Below are 12,676 nucleotides of genomic sequence, written 5' to 3' on the forward strand. Positions count from 1 at the left end.
TCAGGCGTAGGGCGCGCTGACGCGCTCCGTCGACAGGTTGTCGGGGATCGCGTCGAGGTAGCCGCGCAGATTGCGGGCCGTCTCGGCCACCGAGTCTCCCCCGAACTTCTCCAGCACTGCGTTGGCGAGCACCAACGCGACCATCGCCTCGGCGACGACACCCGCGGCCGGCACCGCGCAGACGTCGGAACGCTGGTGGTGGGCCGGTGCCGCCTCGCTCGTCGAGACGTCGATCGTGCGGAGCGCGTGCGGAACCGTCGCGATCGGCTTCATGCCGGCGCGGACCCGCAGCACGCCTCCGGTGCTCATTCCACCCTCGGTGCCGCCTGCGCGGTCGCTCGTGCGCACGATGGTGCCGTCTTCGGCGACCAGTTCGTCGTGCGCCTGCGAGCCGCGACGCGTGGTCGTGAGGAAGCCGTCGCCGACCTCCACCCCCTTGATGGCCTGGATGCCCATGAGCGCCGCCGCGAGCTGGCCGTCGAGCCGGCGGTCCCAGTGCACGTGGGAGCCGAGCCCCGGCGGAAGGCCGTAGGCCAGCACCTCCACGACGCCGCCGAGGGTGTCCCCGTCCTTGTGGGCGTCGTCCACCTCCGCCACCATCCGCTCGGAGGTCGCGGGGTGGAAGCAGCGCAACGGGTCGGCGTCGAGCGTCGCGACGTCGGCCGGGGTGGGCAGCGGGGCGTCCTCCGGAACCCGCACGGGGCCGATCGAGAGCGTGTGACTGACCAGGGTGATGCCGAGCTCGGCGAGGAACGACCGGGCCACCGCGCCGAGCGCGACCCGGGCGGCGGTCTCGCGCGCGCTCGCGCGCTCCAGCACGGGACGCGCTTCGTCGAAGCCGTACTTCTGCATTCCGACGAGGTCGGCATGCCCGGGACGCGGGCGGGTCAGAGCGGCGCCGCGACCGGTCGCGAGCTTCTCGGGCGCGACCGGCTCCGCGCTCATCACGTCGACCCACTTGGGCCACTCGGTGTTGCCGATCCGCAGCGCGATGGGGCTGCCGAGGCTCAGCCCGTGGCGGACGCCGCCCGAGAAGTCCAGAGCGTCCTGCTCGAACTTCATCCGCGCCCCACGCCCATAACCGAGCTTGCGGCGGGCGAGGTCGGCGCGGACCGCGTCCAGCGAGACGGGAACTCCGGCGGGGAGGCCCTCCAGGACGGCGATGAGTTCGGGGCCGTGGGATTCCCCGGCCGTGAGCCAACGAAGCATGCTTCGATTCTGGCACAGCGGCGAAGGCGCGCTTCGCGCCGTTACGCCCGGGCTCCACCGATCATCCGGGTCAGGTGGACGAGCCCGCGGTCGGGCCGAGCCGTCACTCCGGCTCTGCGGCCTCCGAGCCGTCGCCGACCGGAGCGCCCTGCGCGTCGATCCCGACCGCGGCGAGCATCGCCTCCAGGACCACGGCCTCGTCGGGCAACGGCTGCAGCGGGTCGCCGGAGACGAAGATCCGCACCTGCAACAGCGCCTGGTGCGTCAGCATCGCGAGCCCGGAGACGACTCTCCCGCCGACCAGCTGCCAGGACCGGCCCAACGGGCTCGGCCACGGGTCGTAGGCGACGTCGAGCAGCACAGCCCTGCGTCGGGTCGAGTCGGTGTAGACCGCCGCCGTGACCGCGCCGCCCGGAAGCGTGCTGATGAGGAGCTCGGGCACGTCGAGCGAGCGGTCGGCCTGGGCGAACGAGCGGATCCGGACCATCAGGCCGAGTTCGTGGGCCAGCGGCTCCAGCCAGAGGCTCTTCTGGAGGTCTCGCACGTGCACGTCGACCCGCTCCGCCCCGAGTTCCGCTGCGGCGACCAGCGCAGACGCGGCCGTCGCTCCTCCACCGAGTACGTGGACGTAACGCGCACTCTCCAGCCCCGCTGCGCCGAGAGCACGGACGATGCCGGCCACATCGGTGTTGAATCCGCTGATCGCGTCGCCGTCGAGCAGCACCGTGTTGACGACGCCGGTCTGCTCGGCGACGCGGTCCACCGACGACAGCAGAGGGACGACCGTCTGCTTGAGCGGCATCGTGAGCGAGAGGCCGCGCCACTCCGGGCCCAGACCGTCGATGAAGTCGGCCAACCGGTCCTCGGCCACGTCGACCGGCTCATACGACCACGGCAGACCGAGCGCGTCGTAGGCGGCGCGATGCAGTACCGGAGACTGGGAATGGCCGATCGGCGAGCCCAGGACGGCCAGGCGGCGCGCAGGACGGGTCGGGACGGGCGCTTCGATGCCTGGCGGTTCGTCGGCGTTCGGCGCGTCGGCCTCGGAGTCGTCGGCATCGGACTCGTCGGCATCGGACTCATCGTCGAGCGGCTCTTCGCTGTCCGCCGCCTCCTCGGCCGCCGCGATCGCAGCCTCCTCCGCCTCGGCTTCGCGCTCGGCGTCGACGAGTGCGGCGATCTGCGCCTCGGCGGAGGCTTCGGACACGCCGTCCTCGACCGAGACGTCGTCGGCCAGGGTCTCCTCGACCGCGGCTTCTCCGTGCTCTTCGATCACGGCTTCGCCGGCGGTCCGCTTCTGCGCGGGCTTGCGGCTCGCCGCGGTGCTCTTCGCGGACGACCTGGTCTTCGGATCGTCACTCATAGCCGGGGTTGTCCTTCATCCACTGCTGCCACTTCTCGACCGCCGCCTCGTGCTCCGCCTCCGTCGTGGAGAAGATCGTCTCGCCGGTCTTGAGGTTCCAGGTGACGAAGAACATCCACGGTCCGTCCGCCGGGTGCACGACCGCGTTGATCGCCAGATCGCCCGGGTTCGAGATCGGTCCCACCGGCAGCCCCGGATGCACGTAGGTGTTGTACGGGTTCGATGCATCCGCGCGCTCGGCGTCAGTGGTCTCCACCCGGTGCGTGTTGCCGGTGCCGTAGGCGACCGTCGCGTCCGACTGCAGATCCCAGCCCTGGGCGAGCCGGTTGAGGAACACGCGCGCGACCTTCGGGTAGTCGTCCTTCAGCCCGGCTTCGCGTTGCACGATCGACGCGAGCAGCACCGTGTTCCACCGGTCGGCCGGAGCCACGCCGGCCTCATCGAGCGACTGGAACGACCGATCGACCATGGTCTTGACCACATCGTGCGCCGATGCTCCGGGCGGGAACGTGTAGGTCGCCGGAAAGAGGAAGCCCTCCAGCGAGGTCGCCTGCGACGGCAGGCCGTACTCCGCCGGGTTGGCCGCCGCCTGCTGGAGCTCGGCCAACGGGATCTTCGTCGCGTCCGACACGGTCTGCAGAGCGTCCTTCTCCGCCGTCCCCTCCGGGATGACGGCGGTGTTCTGCATGCGGTTGGCGGGATCCTGCAGGGCGGTGAGGGCCGCCTGAGCACTCATCCCCTTGGCCAGTTTGAACACCCCGGGCTGGAACTCGACCTCGGGATGCTGGCGGAGCAGCAGTGAATAGAACGCGTCGTAGCTTTTGGTGACGCCGGCCTTCTGCAGGTTGGTCGCGATCGAGGATCCGGTGTCGCCCGACTTGATCGTGAACGCCACCTGACCGGTGCCGGAGCCGGTGTAGTCGTTATCGACCGGGGACAGGGCCGTGATGAGCTTGGCGACCTGCGGCTGGAACGCCGCATAGGCGCCCCCGGCCAGACCGCCGAGGACAGCCACGATGACGACGGTGACGACGAGCGGCTTCACCCAGCGCCGCTTGCGCTTGGGCGGTTTGTCGTCCGACAGGTACTTCTGCTGCCGCCACGCGAGCGGGTGCTCGCGCTCGCTGCCTCCGACCTCACCGCGGTCATCGGACAGTGGCGAGAAGATCGCGTGCGCAGGGTCCTCGAACCGCCCGTGCTCCGTGCCGGATGCGCCGTGCGCCGCCTCGTGCCGGGAGGCCGCGCCGACGACCTCGCGGGCCGTCGGTGCGTCCCGGTCGCCGTCGACGGGGATCGGACCGGTCACAACAGCGTCGAAGTCGAGCCCGGCGAGCGTCTGCCGGTGGGCGGAGGTCTCGGCGGGCGGCGGGGTCCACGGCCCCGGGGTGTGCGGGTGGCGCTCGTCGGCCGGCTGAGGTGCAGGTCCCGAGGCCTCCGGAGCTCCCGTGGGCTGCTTGGCCTCCTGAGCTCCCAGTGCCTCCTGAGCTCCCAGTGCCTCCTGAGCTCCCAGCGCCTCCTGAGCCGCCCTGGCCTCTCGGGCCTCTCGGCGTGTCAGAGGCTGCCGGTTCACGGCGGGGAAGGCAGGGGGTTCCGGCTTCTCCTGCGGGTTCTGCGACAAACTAGGGTCCAATGCTCGGTTCGACGGGACGGCCCGGCGGACGGCCAGAAGCGCGCTCCGCGTCGAGGGCGTGCTGCAAAATTATCGTGGCGGCCACCTGATCCACCACCGGACGCGCGCTTTTGGAGTTCTTGCCCGACGCTCGCAGGGCCGAGTGGGCCGAAACGGTCGAGAGCCGCTCGTCCACGAGACGAACGGGAGTCTCGACCTCGGCTTCGAGCGCTTCCGCGAACGAGACGGCGTCCGCCGTCGAAGCAGTGTGCGCACCCGAGAGCGCCAGAGGTAACCCGACGATAATCTCGAAAACTCCGAGTTCGGTCACAATGTCCGCGATCCTGCGGCGATCCGCAGCGTCTTCGGAGCGTGAGACCGTCTCCAGCGGCGTCGCCAGCATCCCGTGCGGGTCCGACCGGCTCACACCGATCCGGACCTTGCCGACGTCGATGCCGAGGCGGACTCCGCTGCGCACGCGTCAGCCGATCGCCGAGACCACGGCGGACAGCGCGGCGGGGATCGCCTCGGAATCCGTGCCACCACCCTGTGCGAGGTCGGCCTTGCCGCCGCCTCCTCCGCCGAGCACCCCGGCGGCGGTCTTGGCCAGAGCGCCGGCATTCACCCCGGCATCGCGCGCGGCCTGGTTGGTGGCCACGATGACGACGGGCTTGCCCGCGGCACGGGCGGCCAGCGCGACCGTCGCCGGCTCCGAGCCCAGACGCTCGCGCACCGTCGTCACCAGCAGGCGCAGGTCGTCCGCCGAATTGAGCGTCCCCGCGTCCTCCGCGACCACCGCGACGGCGCCGCGCCGCGTGGCCGACTCCAGCAGGGCCGGAACCTTGTCGAGCACCGCGCGCGCTTCGAACGCTTGGATGCGCTTCTCAGCGGCCTTGAGGCTCGCCATCAGGTCGGCGATCTTCTCGGGGAGCTGCTCGCGCGGGGTCTTCAACGCGCCGGACAGCTGGGAGACGATCGTCCGCTCGACCGCGAGGTCTTGGAACGCCTCCAAGCCGACCAGCGACTCGACCCGCCGGTTGGTCGAGCCGACCGACGACTCGCTGATCAGGTTGATCATCCCGATCTCGGCGCTGGTGGACACGTGGGTGCCCGCGCAGAGTTCGCGGGACCAGGGACCGCCGATGTCGACGACGCGGACGACGTCGCCGTACTTCTCGCCGAAGAGCGCCATCGCCCCGAGCGCTTTCGCCTCGGCGAGCGGGAGCTCCCGGGTCGTGACCTGCAGGTTGTCCCGGATCGCGTTGTTCGAGATCTCCTCGATCTCGCTGCGCGTCTCCGCGGACAGCGCCTGGTTCCACGAGAAGTCGAGGCGCAGGTAGCCGGCCTTGTTGAACGAGCCCGACTGGTGGGCGTTCGGGCCGAGCACCTGCCGCAGGGCGGCATGGATGATGTGCGTGCCCGAGTGCGCCTGCGTCGCCCCGCGCCGGTACTGCGCGTCGACCAGGCTGGTCGCGGGCGCGCCGACGCCGACCTCGCCGCTGCGCACGAGGACCTTGTGGCTGATGAGACCCTTGACCGGCTTCTGCACGTCGAGCACGTCGAGCTCGTAGCCCGGGCCGACGATCGTGCCGGCGTCGGCGCTCTGGCCGCCGGACTCCGCGTAAAGCGAGGTCGCGCCCAGGATGACCTCGGCGACCTGCCCCTCGCGCGCTGCGTTCACCGACTGACCGTCGACGATCAGTCCGAGCACGCTCGACTCGGTCTCGAGGTCGGTGTAGCCGGTGAAGACGGTCTCGCCCTGCGCACGGAACGCGCTGTACACCGAGAGGTCGGCCAGCGCGGTCTTCTTCGCCTTGGCGTCGGCCTTCGCGCGAGCGCGCTGATCGGCCATCAACGTGTCGAACGCCGTGCGGTCGACGCTGAGCCCCGCCTCCTCGGCCATCTCCAGGGTCAGGTCGATCGGGAAGCCGTACGTGTCGTGCAGCAGGAAGGCCGTGTCGCCCGCGAGCCGGGTGCTCCCCGCCTTGCGGGTGTTCGCCACCGCCGTGTCGAGGATGCTGGTGCCGGCAGCGAGCGTGCGGAGGAAGGTCTCCTCCTCCGCGTACGCGAGCTGGGAGGTGCGGGCGAACTCGGCCTCGACCTCCGGGTACGCCGCCTTCATCGCGTCGCGCGAGGCGGGGAACAGCTCGGGGAAGGTCGCCGTCTCGACGCCGAGGAGACGCATCGCGCGCACGGTGCGGCGCAGCAGCCGGCGCAGGACGTAGCCACGGCCCTCGTTCGACGGCGTCACGCCGTCGGTCATCAGCATGAGCGCACTGCGCACGTGGTCGGCGACGACGCGCAGCCGCACGTCATCCTCGTGCGCCTCGTTGCCGTAGGGCTTGCCCGCGAGCTCCGCGGCTCGATCGAGCACCGGGCGCACCTGGTCGATCTCGTACATGTTGTCGACGCCCTGCTTGATGAACGCGACGCGCTCGAGTCCGAGGCCCGTGTCGATGTTCTTCTTGGGAAGGTCGCCGAGGATGTCGAAGTCCTTCTTGCCGGTCCCCTCGCCGCGCAGATACTGCATGAAGACGAGGTTCCAGATCTCGACGTACCGGTCGTCGTCTGTCGCGGGGCCGCCGTCGACGCCGTAGGCCGGGCCGCGGTCGAAGAAGATCTCGGAACAGGGCCCCGCCGGGCCCGGTTGGCCGGTCGACCAGTAGTTGGTGTCTTTGCCGAGGCCCTGGATGCGCTCGGCCGGCAGCCCAGCCACGCGGCTCCAGATCTCGCGCGCCTCGTCGTCCTCCTCGTAGACCGTGACCCAGAGGTCCGCGGGATCGAAGCCGAGGCCGCCCTCGTGCTCGGACGAGGTCAGCAGCTCCCAGGCGAAGGTGATCGCCTGCTCCTTGAAGTAGTCGCCGAAGGAGAAGTTGCCGCACATCTGGAAGAAGGTGCCGTGCCGCGGGGTCTTGCCGACCTCCTCGATGTCGAGGGTGCGGATGCACTTCTGCACGCTCGTGGCGCGCGGGAAGGGAGCCGGGACGACCCCGGTGAGGTAGGGAACGAAGGGCACCATCCCGGCCACCGTGAACAGCAGCGACGGGTCGTCGCTGACGAGCGAGGCGGAGGGGACGACGGTGTGACCGCGCGTGGCGAAGAAGTCGAGCCAGCGGCGGTGGATTTCAGCAGTCTGCATGGGTTCCGGTCATTCGAGGCGGTGCGGTCGTTCGAGGGAGGCGGGAGGAGAGGGCGGGGATCAGTCGCCGTCGATGGCCGAGCGGATCTCGGCCTCGCGCTGGCGATAACCGTCCGAGACGGCCTCCCCGAAGTCGCGCGCCTTCTTGTCGAGCGTGCCGAAGAACTCGCGACCCTTGGGGGTCTCGTTGACCTTGTGGGCGACGACGAAGCCGACGGCGACGCCGATCAGGAGCCACAGGAAACTCTTCATTGCAGGATCTTCCCTCCGTGGATGCGTGCGTGGGCGCACTCGCGCAAGTCTAGTCCGCCTTGCGGCGGGAACGGCCGGTCGCTCCGGGCACCCGGAAGGCCGCGCGCACGGCGGCACTGAACCCGGCCAGCTTGATCAGCGGCCCGCCCACGGTCGCGGCGAAGAGCGCCACGAGCGCCGACACATTGCCGGTGACATCGGCCACGTTCTTCGTGATGACGTCGACCCGCGCGAGCTGCTTGTTGGTCTCCTGGAGAGTGGTGGCCGTCTCGTCGAGGATCGGCGTGATGCCGTCGCTGGCCTCCTTGATGGCATCCCGCGTGGAGTCGAGGACGCGCCCCAGCTTGAGCAACGGGACCGCGATGAACGCGACCAGGACGGCGAAGACCCCCGCCGCGATCAGACCAGCGATGTCGCCTCCAGACATGTCGGCTCCCTCCATTCCGAGACGGGCATACATGCCAGCGTATCGGGAACCGCGCGGACGGGAACCCCGCATCCGGACGATGCGGCGCGAAGCGCGCTCGAGCGACTGAAGCAGAACGGGGCCGTGGCCGAAGCCACGACCCCGTTCCGGGACTCTGTCTCGAGTTCGGCTGCCTCAGCGGGCGGCGTAGTACTCGACGACCAGCTGGACCTCGCACGTGACGGGGACCTCGACGCGCTTCGGGCGACGCACGAGGCGGGCCTGCAGCTTGTCGATCTCGACGTCGAGGTAGGCCGGGACCTTGGGCAGGACGTCGACGTGTCCGCCGGCGGCCGCGACCTGGAAGGGCTCGGTGCCCTCGGAGCGGGCCTTGACGTGGATGAGCTGACCCGGCTTCACGCGGAACGACGGGCGGTCCACGATCTTGCCGTCGACCAGGATGTGGCGGTGCACCACGAACTGGCGGGCCTGCGAGATGGTGCGGGCGAAGCCGGCGCGGAGCACGAGGGCGTCGAGACGCATCTCGAGGAGCTCCACCAGGTTCTCACCGGTCAGGCCCTGGGTGCGACGCGCCTCTTCGAACGCGATGCGGATCTGCTTCTCGCGGATGCCGTACTGGGCGCGAAGACGCTGCTTCTCGCGCAGACGCACGGCGTAGTCGGAGTCGGCCTTGCGCTTGGTGCGGCCGTGCTCACCCGGGGCGTACGGGCGCTTCTCCATGTAGCGGGCCGCCTTCGGGGTCAGGGCGATGCCCAGGGCGCGCGACTCGCGGGTCTTGCTGCGGGAACGTGAAGACACGGTTTCCTTTCGGTTTTCTCTCTACGAAATGTTGGTCGCAGAGCGCACAGGGGCGCACTGCGCAGGGTTTTTCACCTGCAAGAGAGAGGGATTCACGCCAGGGACGCCCGGCTACAGGGCTGGTCCCGTCGAAGACGTGTGTCGGGCAGCCGCACCCTGAACACGCTTCTAGGCCCGTCGATTCTAGCAGATCGCGGTCAGCGCCCGCGCACGATGCGGCGCAGCTTCGCCAGCCGTGCCGCGACGTCGCGCTCGTTACCGTGTTCGGTCGGCGTGTAATAGGTGGTCTCGCGCAATTCGTCGGGCAGATACTGCTGCTCGAGAACGCCGAGCGCGTCGTCGTGGGGGTATTTGTAGCCCTTGCCGTGACCGAGCCGCTTGGCACCCGGGTAGTGCGCATCGCGCAGGTGCTTGGGGACGCGGCCGATCTTGCCGGCGCGCACGTCGGCGATGGCGGCGTCCAACGCCATGTAGGCGGCGTTCGACTTGGGGGCGGTTGCGAGATGGACGACCGCTTGCGCGAGCGGGATGCGACCCTCCGGCATGCCGATGTACTGCACGGCGTCGGCGGCGGCGATCGCGACGACGAGCGCCTGCGGATCGGCCATCCCGATGTCTTCCGAAGCCGAGACGATGATTCTGCGGGCGATGAATCGCGGGTCCTCCCCCGCCTCGATCATCCGCGCGAGATAGTGCAGAGCGGCGTCGACGTCGGACCCTCGGACGGACTTGATGAACGCGCTGATGACGTCGTAGTGCTCGTCGCCGTTGCGGTCGTAGCGCAGCAGCGCGCGGTCGACCGCCTGGGCCACGAGCTCCGCCGTGATGACGGGCTTCTTCTTGGAGGTCGCGGGCGTCGCCGACGCGGCGGAGACCGACGCGGCCTCCAGAGCGGTGAGAGCGCGGCGGGCGTCGCCGGACGCGAGCCGGATGAGCGCGGCGCGCGCCTCGTCGTCGAGGGTGTACTTGCCGGCCAGGCCGCGGTCGTCGGCGACGGCCCGGTCGATCACGACGCCCAGGTCGTCGTCGCTCAGCGTCTCGAGCGTCAGCAGGAGCGAACGCGAGAGCAGCGGAGAGATCACCGAGAAGGACGGGTTCTCGGTGGTCGCGGCGACGAGGATGACCCAGCCGTTCTCCACTCCGGGGAGCAAGGCGTCTTGCTGCGCCTTGGTGAACCGGTGGATCTCGTCGAGGAACAGCACGGTCGAGACGCCGTAGAGGTCGCGCGTGGAGAGCGCCTCCTCCATCACCAGGCGAACGTCCTTCACCCCGGCGGTGACAGCGGAGAGCTCGACGAACCGGCGCCCCGAGGAGTGGGCGATGGCCTGCGCGAGGGTCGTCTTGCCCGTTCCGGGAGGGCCCCACAGGATGACGGAGACAGAGCCGGACTGGCCCTCCTTGTCGGTCGCCAGGGCGACGAGGGGCGAACCGGGGCGGAGCAGGTGGCGCTGACCGGCGACCTCGTCGAGCGACTTCGGCCGCATGCGCACGGCGAGAGGCGTCGCTCCCGTCCGGAGCCCAGGTTGCACGTCGACCACCCGACAAGATTAGTCGCAGCCGCTGACATGGGGCCGGTCGGGCGGGTTTGGGAGCTCATAGCCGCGACGGATAAGGTTCGTGCAGCATCCCATCGGCTCGATGGCAGACCATCCCCCGCTCGACGGCGCCCCCGGAGGACAGACGTGGCACCCAGCAAGCAGAACGACCGCGACGCACGCCAGGCCCGCGAACGCCTGCGCGCCTACCAGGCGCGCCAGACCGTTCACGAAGAGAAGGTGAAGCGCCGCAAGCGCGACAACTGGATCGGCGGGATCGCGGTGATCGTGATCGTCGCGCTGGCGATCGGGACGCAGTTGCTCTTCTTCTCGAAGCCGGCGGCGACCAGCGCGTCCGCCTCGCCGTCCCCCTCCGCCTCGACGGCGGCGGGAGTCCCGTCGAAGTCGATCGCCGAGGGACGCACGTGGACGGGCGATCTCACGATCAACGGGATCAAGCTCGGCGTCTCGCTGGACGGCGCCGCGGCACCACAGGCCGTCTCGTCGACGATCTCGCTCGTGCGGAAGAAGTTCTACGACGGCCTCACCTGCCACCGGCTCACCAACGGCGGCTTCTACGTGCTGCAGTGCGGCGACCCCAAGGGCGACGGCTCCGGCGGCCCCGGCTACTCGTACGGCCCGATCGAGAACGCGCCGAAGGACGACAAGTACCCGGCCGGCACCATCGCCATGGCGCGTCAGGGCGGCAACGCCGACAGCCAGGGCAGCCAGTTCTTCATCGTCTACAAAGACACCACCATCCCGTCCGACGCGGCAGGCGGGTACACGGTCATCGGCACGATCACCAGCGGTCTGGACACTCTCGTGACGGATGTCGCCGACAAGGGCGTACAGGGCGGCGGCACCGACGGCAAGCCCGCCGTGACGACGAAGATCGACAGCTTCACGCTGCAGTGATCCTGCGTGTGCAATAGGCTGATTCCCAACGTGGCACGCAAGCAAGGTGAGGCTCTTGGCTACTTCTGAACAGCACCCCTGGGGTCGCGTCGACGAGACCGGCACCGTGTACGTCCGCGAGGGCGACGGCGAGCGTGCCGTCGGCGAGTACCCGGACGGCACGCCGGAGGAGGCGATCGCGTACTTCGAACGCAAGTACACCGACCTCGCCGGCCAGGTCGGCCTGCTGGAGCAGCGCGCCCGCCGCGGCGCCCCCGCCGCCGACGTCGCGAAGTCGGTCGCCAGCCTGCGCGCGTCGGTCGAGGGTGCCAATGCGGTCGGCGACCTCCCCTCGCTCCTCGCCCGCCTGGATGCACTCGGCGGCACCGTCGAAGAGCTCACCGAGCAGCAGAGCGCCGAGGCCAAGGCCGCGCTGGAGCGGGCCATCGCCGAGAGGAGCGCGATCGTCGAGCAAGCCGAAGCGCTCGCGGCGCAGGATCCCGCGCGCACGCAGTGGAAGCAGACCACCGCCGAGCTCGACGCCCTCTTCGCCAGCTGGCAGGCGCACCAGCACGACGGTCCGCGGCTCCCCAAGAACGAAGCCAACGAACTGTGGAAGCGCTTCCGCGCGGCGCGGTCGACCATCGAGCACAATCGCAAGGCCTTCTTCGCCGAGCTCGACAACCAGCACCGCGACGTGCGCTCCCGGAAGAACGCGCTCATCGAGCAGGCCGAGCGCCTCATCCCGCTCGGGGCCGACGGTGTTCCGGAGTACCGGAGGCTCCTCGACCAGTGGAAGCTCGCCGGCCGCGCGGGCAAGAAGAACGACGACGCCCTCTGGGCACGCTTCAAAGCCGCGGGTGACGCGATCTATTCCGCGAAGGCCGAGGTGGACGCCCGCGACAACGAGGAGTACCAGGCCAACCTCGAGCTCAAGCTCGCACTGCTCGACGAGGCGGAGCCCCTCCTGAACGAGAAGGATCGAGAGACCGCTCGCGCCAAGCTGCTCTCCATCCAAGAGCGCTGGGACGCCATCGGCCGTGTGCCGCGCGACCAGGTGAGACCGATCGAAGACCGGCTGCGCAAGGTCGAGTCGGCCGTGCGCCGCCTCGACGAGGAGCACTGGGAGCGCAACGATCCCGAGAAGAAGGCGCGCTCCGAGGGGCTGGCGAGCCAGCTCAACGCTGCGATCGCGAAGCTGGAGCAGGAGCTCGAGGAGGCCAAGGCCAGCGGCGACTCCGCCAAGGTCAAGGAGGCCCAGGAAGCGCTGGACGCCCGCAAGGTCTGGCTCGACGCTCTGGGCTGATCCGCTGTTCGGGTCGTACGGTCGCGATTCGCGACCGGCCGGGCGTTCACCTGTCGGTCCTCCACAGGACGACTCGCGGACGACGTCTCCACGGCTTCACGGAATCGCCCCGGTCGCGCGCTGTCCGGGCATCAGGCTGAG

Annotated in this window: 11 protein-coding genes; 2 read left to right on the forward strand and 9 right to left on the reverse strand. The window is 69.9% G+C overall.

What is annotated here, in order from left to right:
- The 9 genes from aroC to Q0Q23_RS01075 form a co-directional block, all read right to left on the reverse strand.
- On the reverse strand, window positions 1-1,209 hold the full coding sequence (gene aroC / locus Q0Q23_RS01035) for a chorismate synthase (protein ID WP_295117936.1): 1,209 nt from the start codon (window positions 1,207-1,209) through the stop codon (window positions 1-3).
- A 103-nt stretch (window positions 1,210-1,312) separates the two neighbouring features.
- The gene (locus Q0Q23_RS01040; RefSeq protein WP_295117940.1) at window positions 1,313-2,572 is read right to left on the reverse strand and encodes a shikimate dehydrogenase; all 1,260 of its coding nucleotides are present in this window, start codon (window positions 2,570-2,572) and stop codon (window positions 1,313-1,315) included.
- Window positions 2,565-4,142, reverse strand: a complete 1,578-nt coding sequence (gene mltG, locus Q0Q23_RS01045) for an endolytic transglycosylase MltG (RefSeq protein WP_295117943.1) — start codon at window positions 4,140-4,142, stop codon at window positions 2,565-2,567. The genes Q0Q23_RS01040 and mltG overlap by 8 nt, the downstream gene beginning before the upstream one ends.
- Window positions 4,143-4,191: 49 nt before the next feature.
- The gene (ruvX, locus tag Q0Q23_RS01050; protein WP_295117946.1) at window positions 4,192-4,659 is read right to left on the reverse strand and encodes a Holliday junction resolvase RuvX; all 468 of its coding nucleotides are present in this window, start codon (window positions 4,657-4,659) and stop codon (window positions 4,192-4,194) included.
- A gap of 3 nt (window positions 4,660-4,662) precedes the next feature.
- Window positions 4,663-7,320 (reverse strand): alanine--tRNA ligase, encoded by a 2,658-nt coding sequence (gene alaS / locus Q0Q23_RS01055; protein WP_295117949.1) that lies wholly within the window; start codon window positions 7,318-7,320, stop codon window positions 4,663-4,665.
- A 60-nt stretch (window positions 7,321-7,380) separates the two neighbouring features.
- Window positions 7,381-7,572, reverse strand: a complete 192-nt coding sequence (locus Q0Q23_RS01060) for a hypothetical protein (protein WP_055915845.1) — start codon at window positions 7,570-7,572, stop codon at window positions 7,381-7,383.
- 49 nt (window positions 7,573-7,621) lie between these two features.
- Window positions 7,622-7,999 carry a DUF948 domain-containing protein gene (locus Q0Q23_RS01065; protein ID WP_295117954.1) on the reverse strand — a complete coding sequence of 126 codons (378 nt, stop codon included), beginning with the start codon at window positions 7,997-7,999 and terminating at the stop codon, window positions 7,622-7,624.
- 174 nt (window positions 8,000-8,173) lie between these two features.
- Complete coding sequence (rpsD, locus tag Q0Q23_RS01070) at window positions 8,174-8,797, reverse strand: 30S ribosomal protein S4 (protein WP_295117957.1); 624 nt, start codon at window positions 8,795-8,797, stop codon at window positions 8,174-8,176.
- A 197-nt stretch (window positions 8,798-8,994) separates the two neighbouring features.
- Window positions 8,995-10,335, reverse strand: coding sequence for a replication-associated recombination protein A (locus tag Q0Q23_RS01075; RefSeq protein WP_295117960.1), 1,341 nt, complete (start codon window positions 10,333-10,335; stop codon window positions 8,995-8,997).
- A 144-nt stretch (window positions 10,336-10,479) separates the two neighbouring features.
- Between Q0Q23_RS01075 and Q0Q23_RS01080 the strand changes: the two genes are divergently transcribed.
- Both Q0Q23_RS01080 and Q0Q23_RS01085 read left to right on the forward strand, forming a co-directional pair.
- Window positions 10,480-11,250 carry a peptidylprolyl isomerase gene (locus Q0Q23_RS01080; protein WP_295117963.1) on the forward strand — a complete coding sequence of 257 codons (771 nt, stop codon included), beginning with the start codon at window positions 10,480-10,482 and terminating at the stop codon, window positions 11,248-11,250.
- 55 nt (window positions 11,251-11,305) lie between these two features.
- Window positions 11,306-12,535: a DUF349 domain-containing protein gene (locus tag Q0Q23_RS01085; RefSeq protein ID WP_295117966.1), complete on the forward strand. Its 1,230-nt coding sequence runs from the start codon at window positions 11,306-11,308 to the stop codon at window positions 12,533-12,535.
- The last annotated feature ends 141 nt before the right edge of the window (window positions 12,536-12,676 follow it).

The organism is uncultured Leifsonia sp. (assembly GCF_945957465.1).
In the GTDB taxonomy this organism is placed as follows: domain Bacteria; phylum Actinomycetota; class Actinomycetes; order Actinomycetales; family Microbacteriaceae; genus Leifsonia.

Excerpts from the sequence above, each read along its gene's own strand:
- aroC (WP_295117936.1), bottom strand. The coding sequence starts at position 1,209 with ATGCTTCGTTGGCTCACGGCCGGGGAATCCCACGGCCCCGAACTCATC.
- Q0Q23_RS01040 (WP_295117940.1), bottom strand. The coding sequence starts at position 2,572 with ATGAGTGACGATCCGAAGACCAGGTCGTCCGCGAAGAGCACCGCGGCG.
- alaS (WP_295117949.1), bottom strand. The coding sequence starts at position 7,320 with ATGCAGACTGCTGAAATCCACCGCCGCTGGCTCGACTTCTTCGCCACG.
- Q0Q23_RS01060 (WP_055915845.1), bottom strand. The coding sequence starts at position 7,572 with ATGAAGAGTTTCCTGTGGCTCCTGATCGGCGTCGCCGTCGGCTTCGTC.
- Q0Q23_RS01065 (WP_295117954.1), bottom strand. The coding sequence starts at position 7,999 with ATGTCTGGAGGCGACATCGCTGGTCTGATCGCGGCGGGGGTCTTCGCC.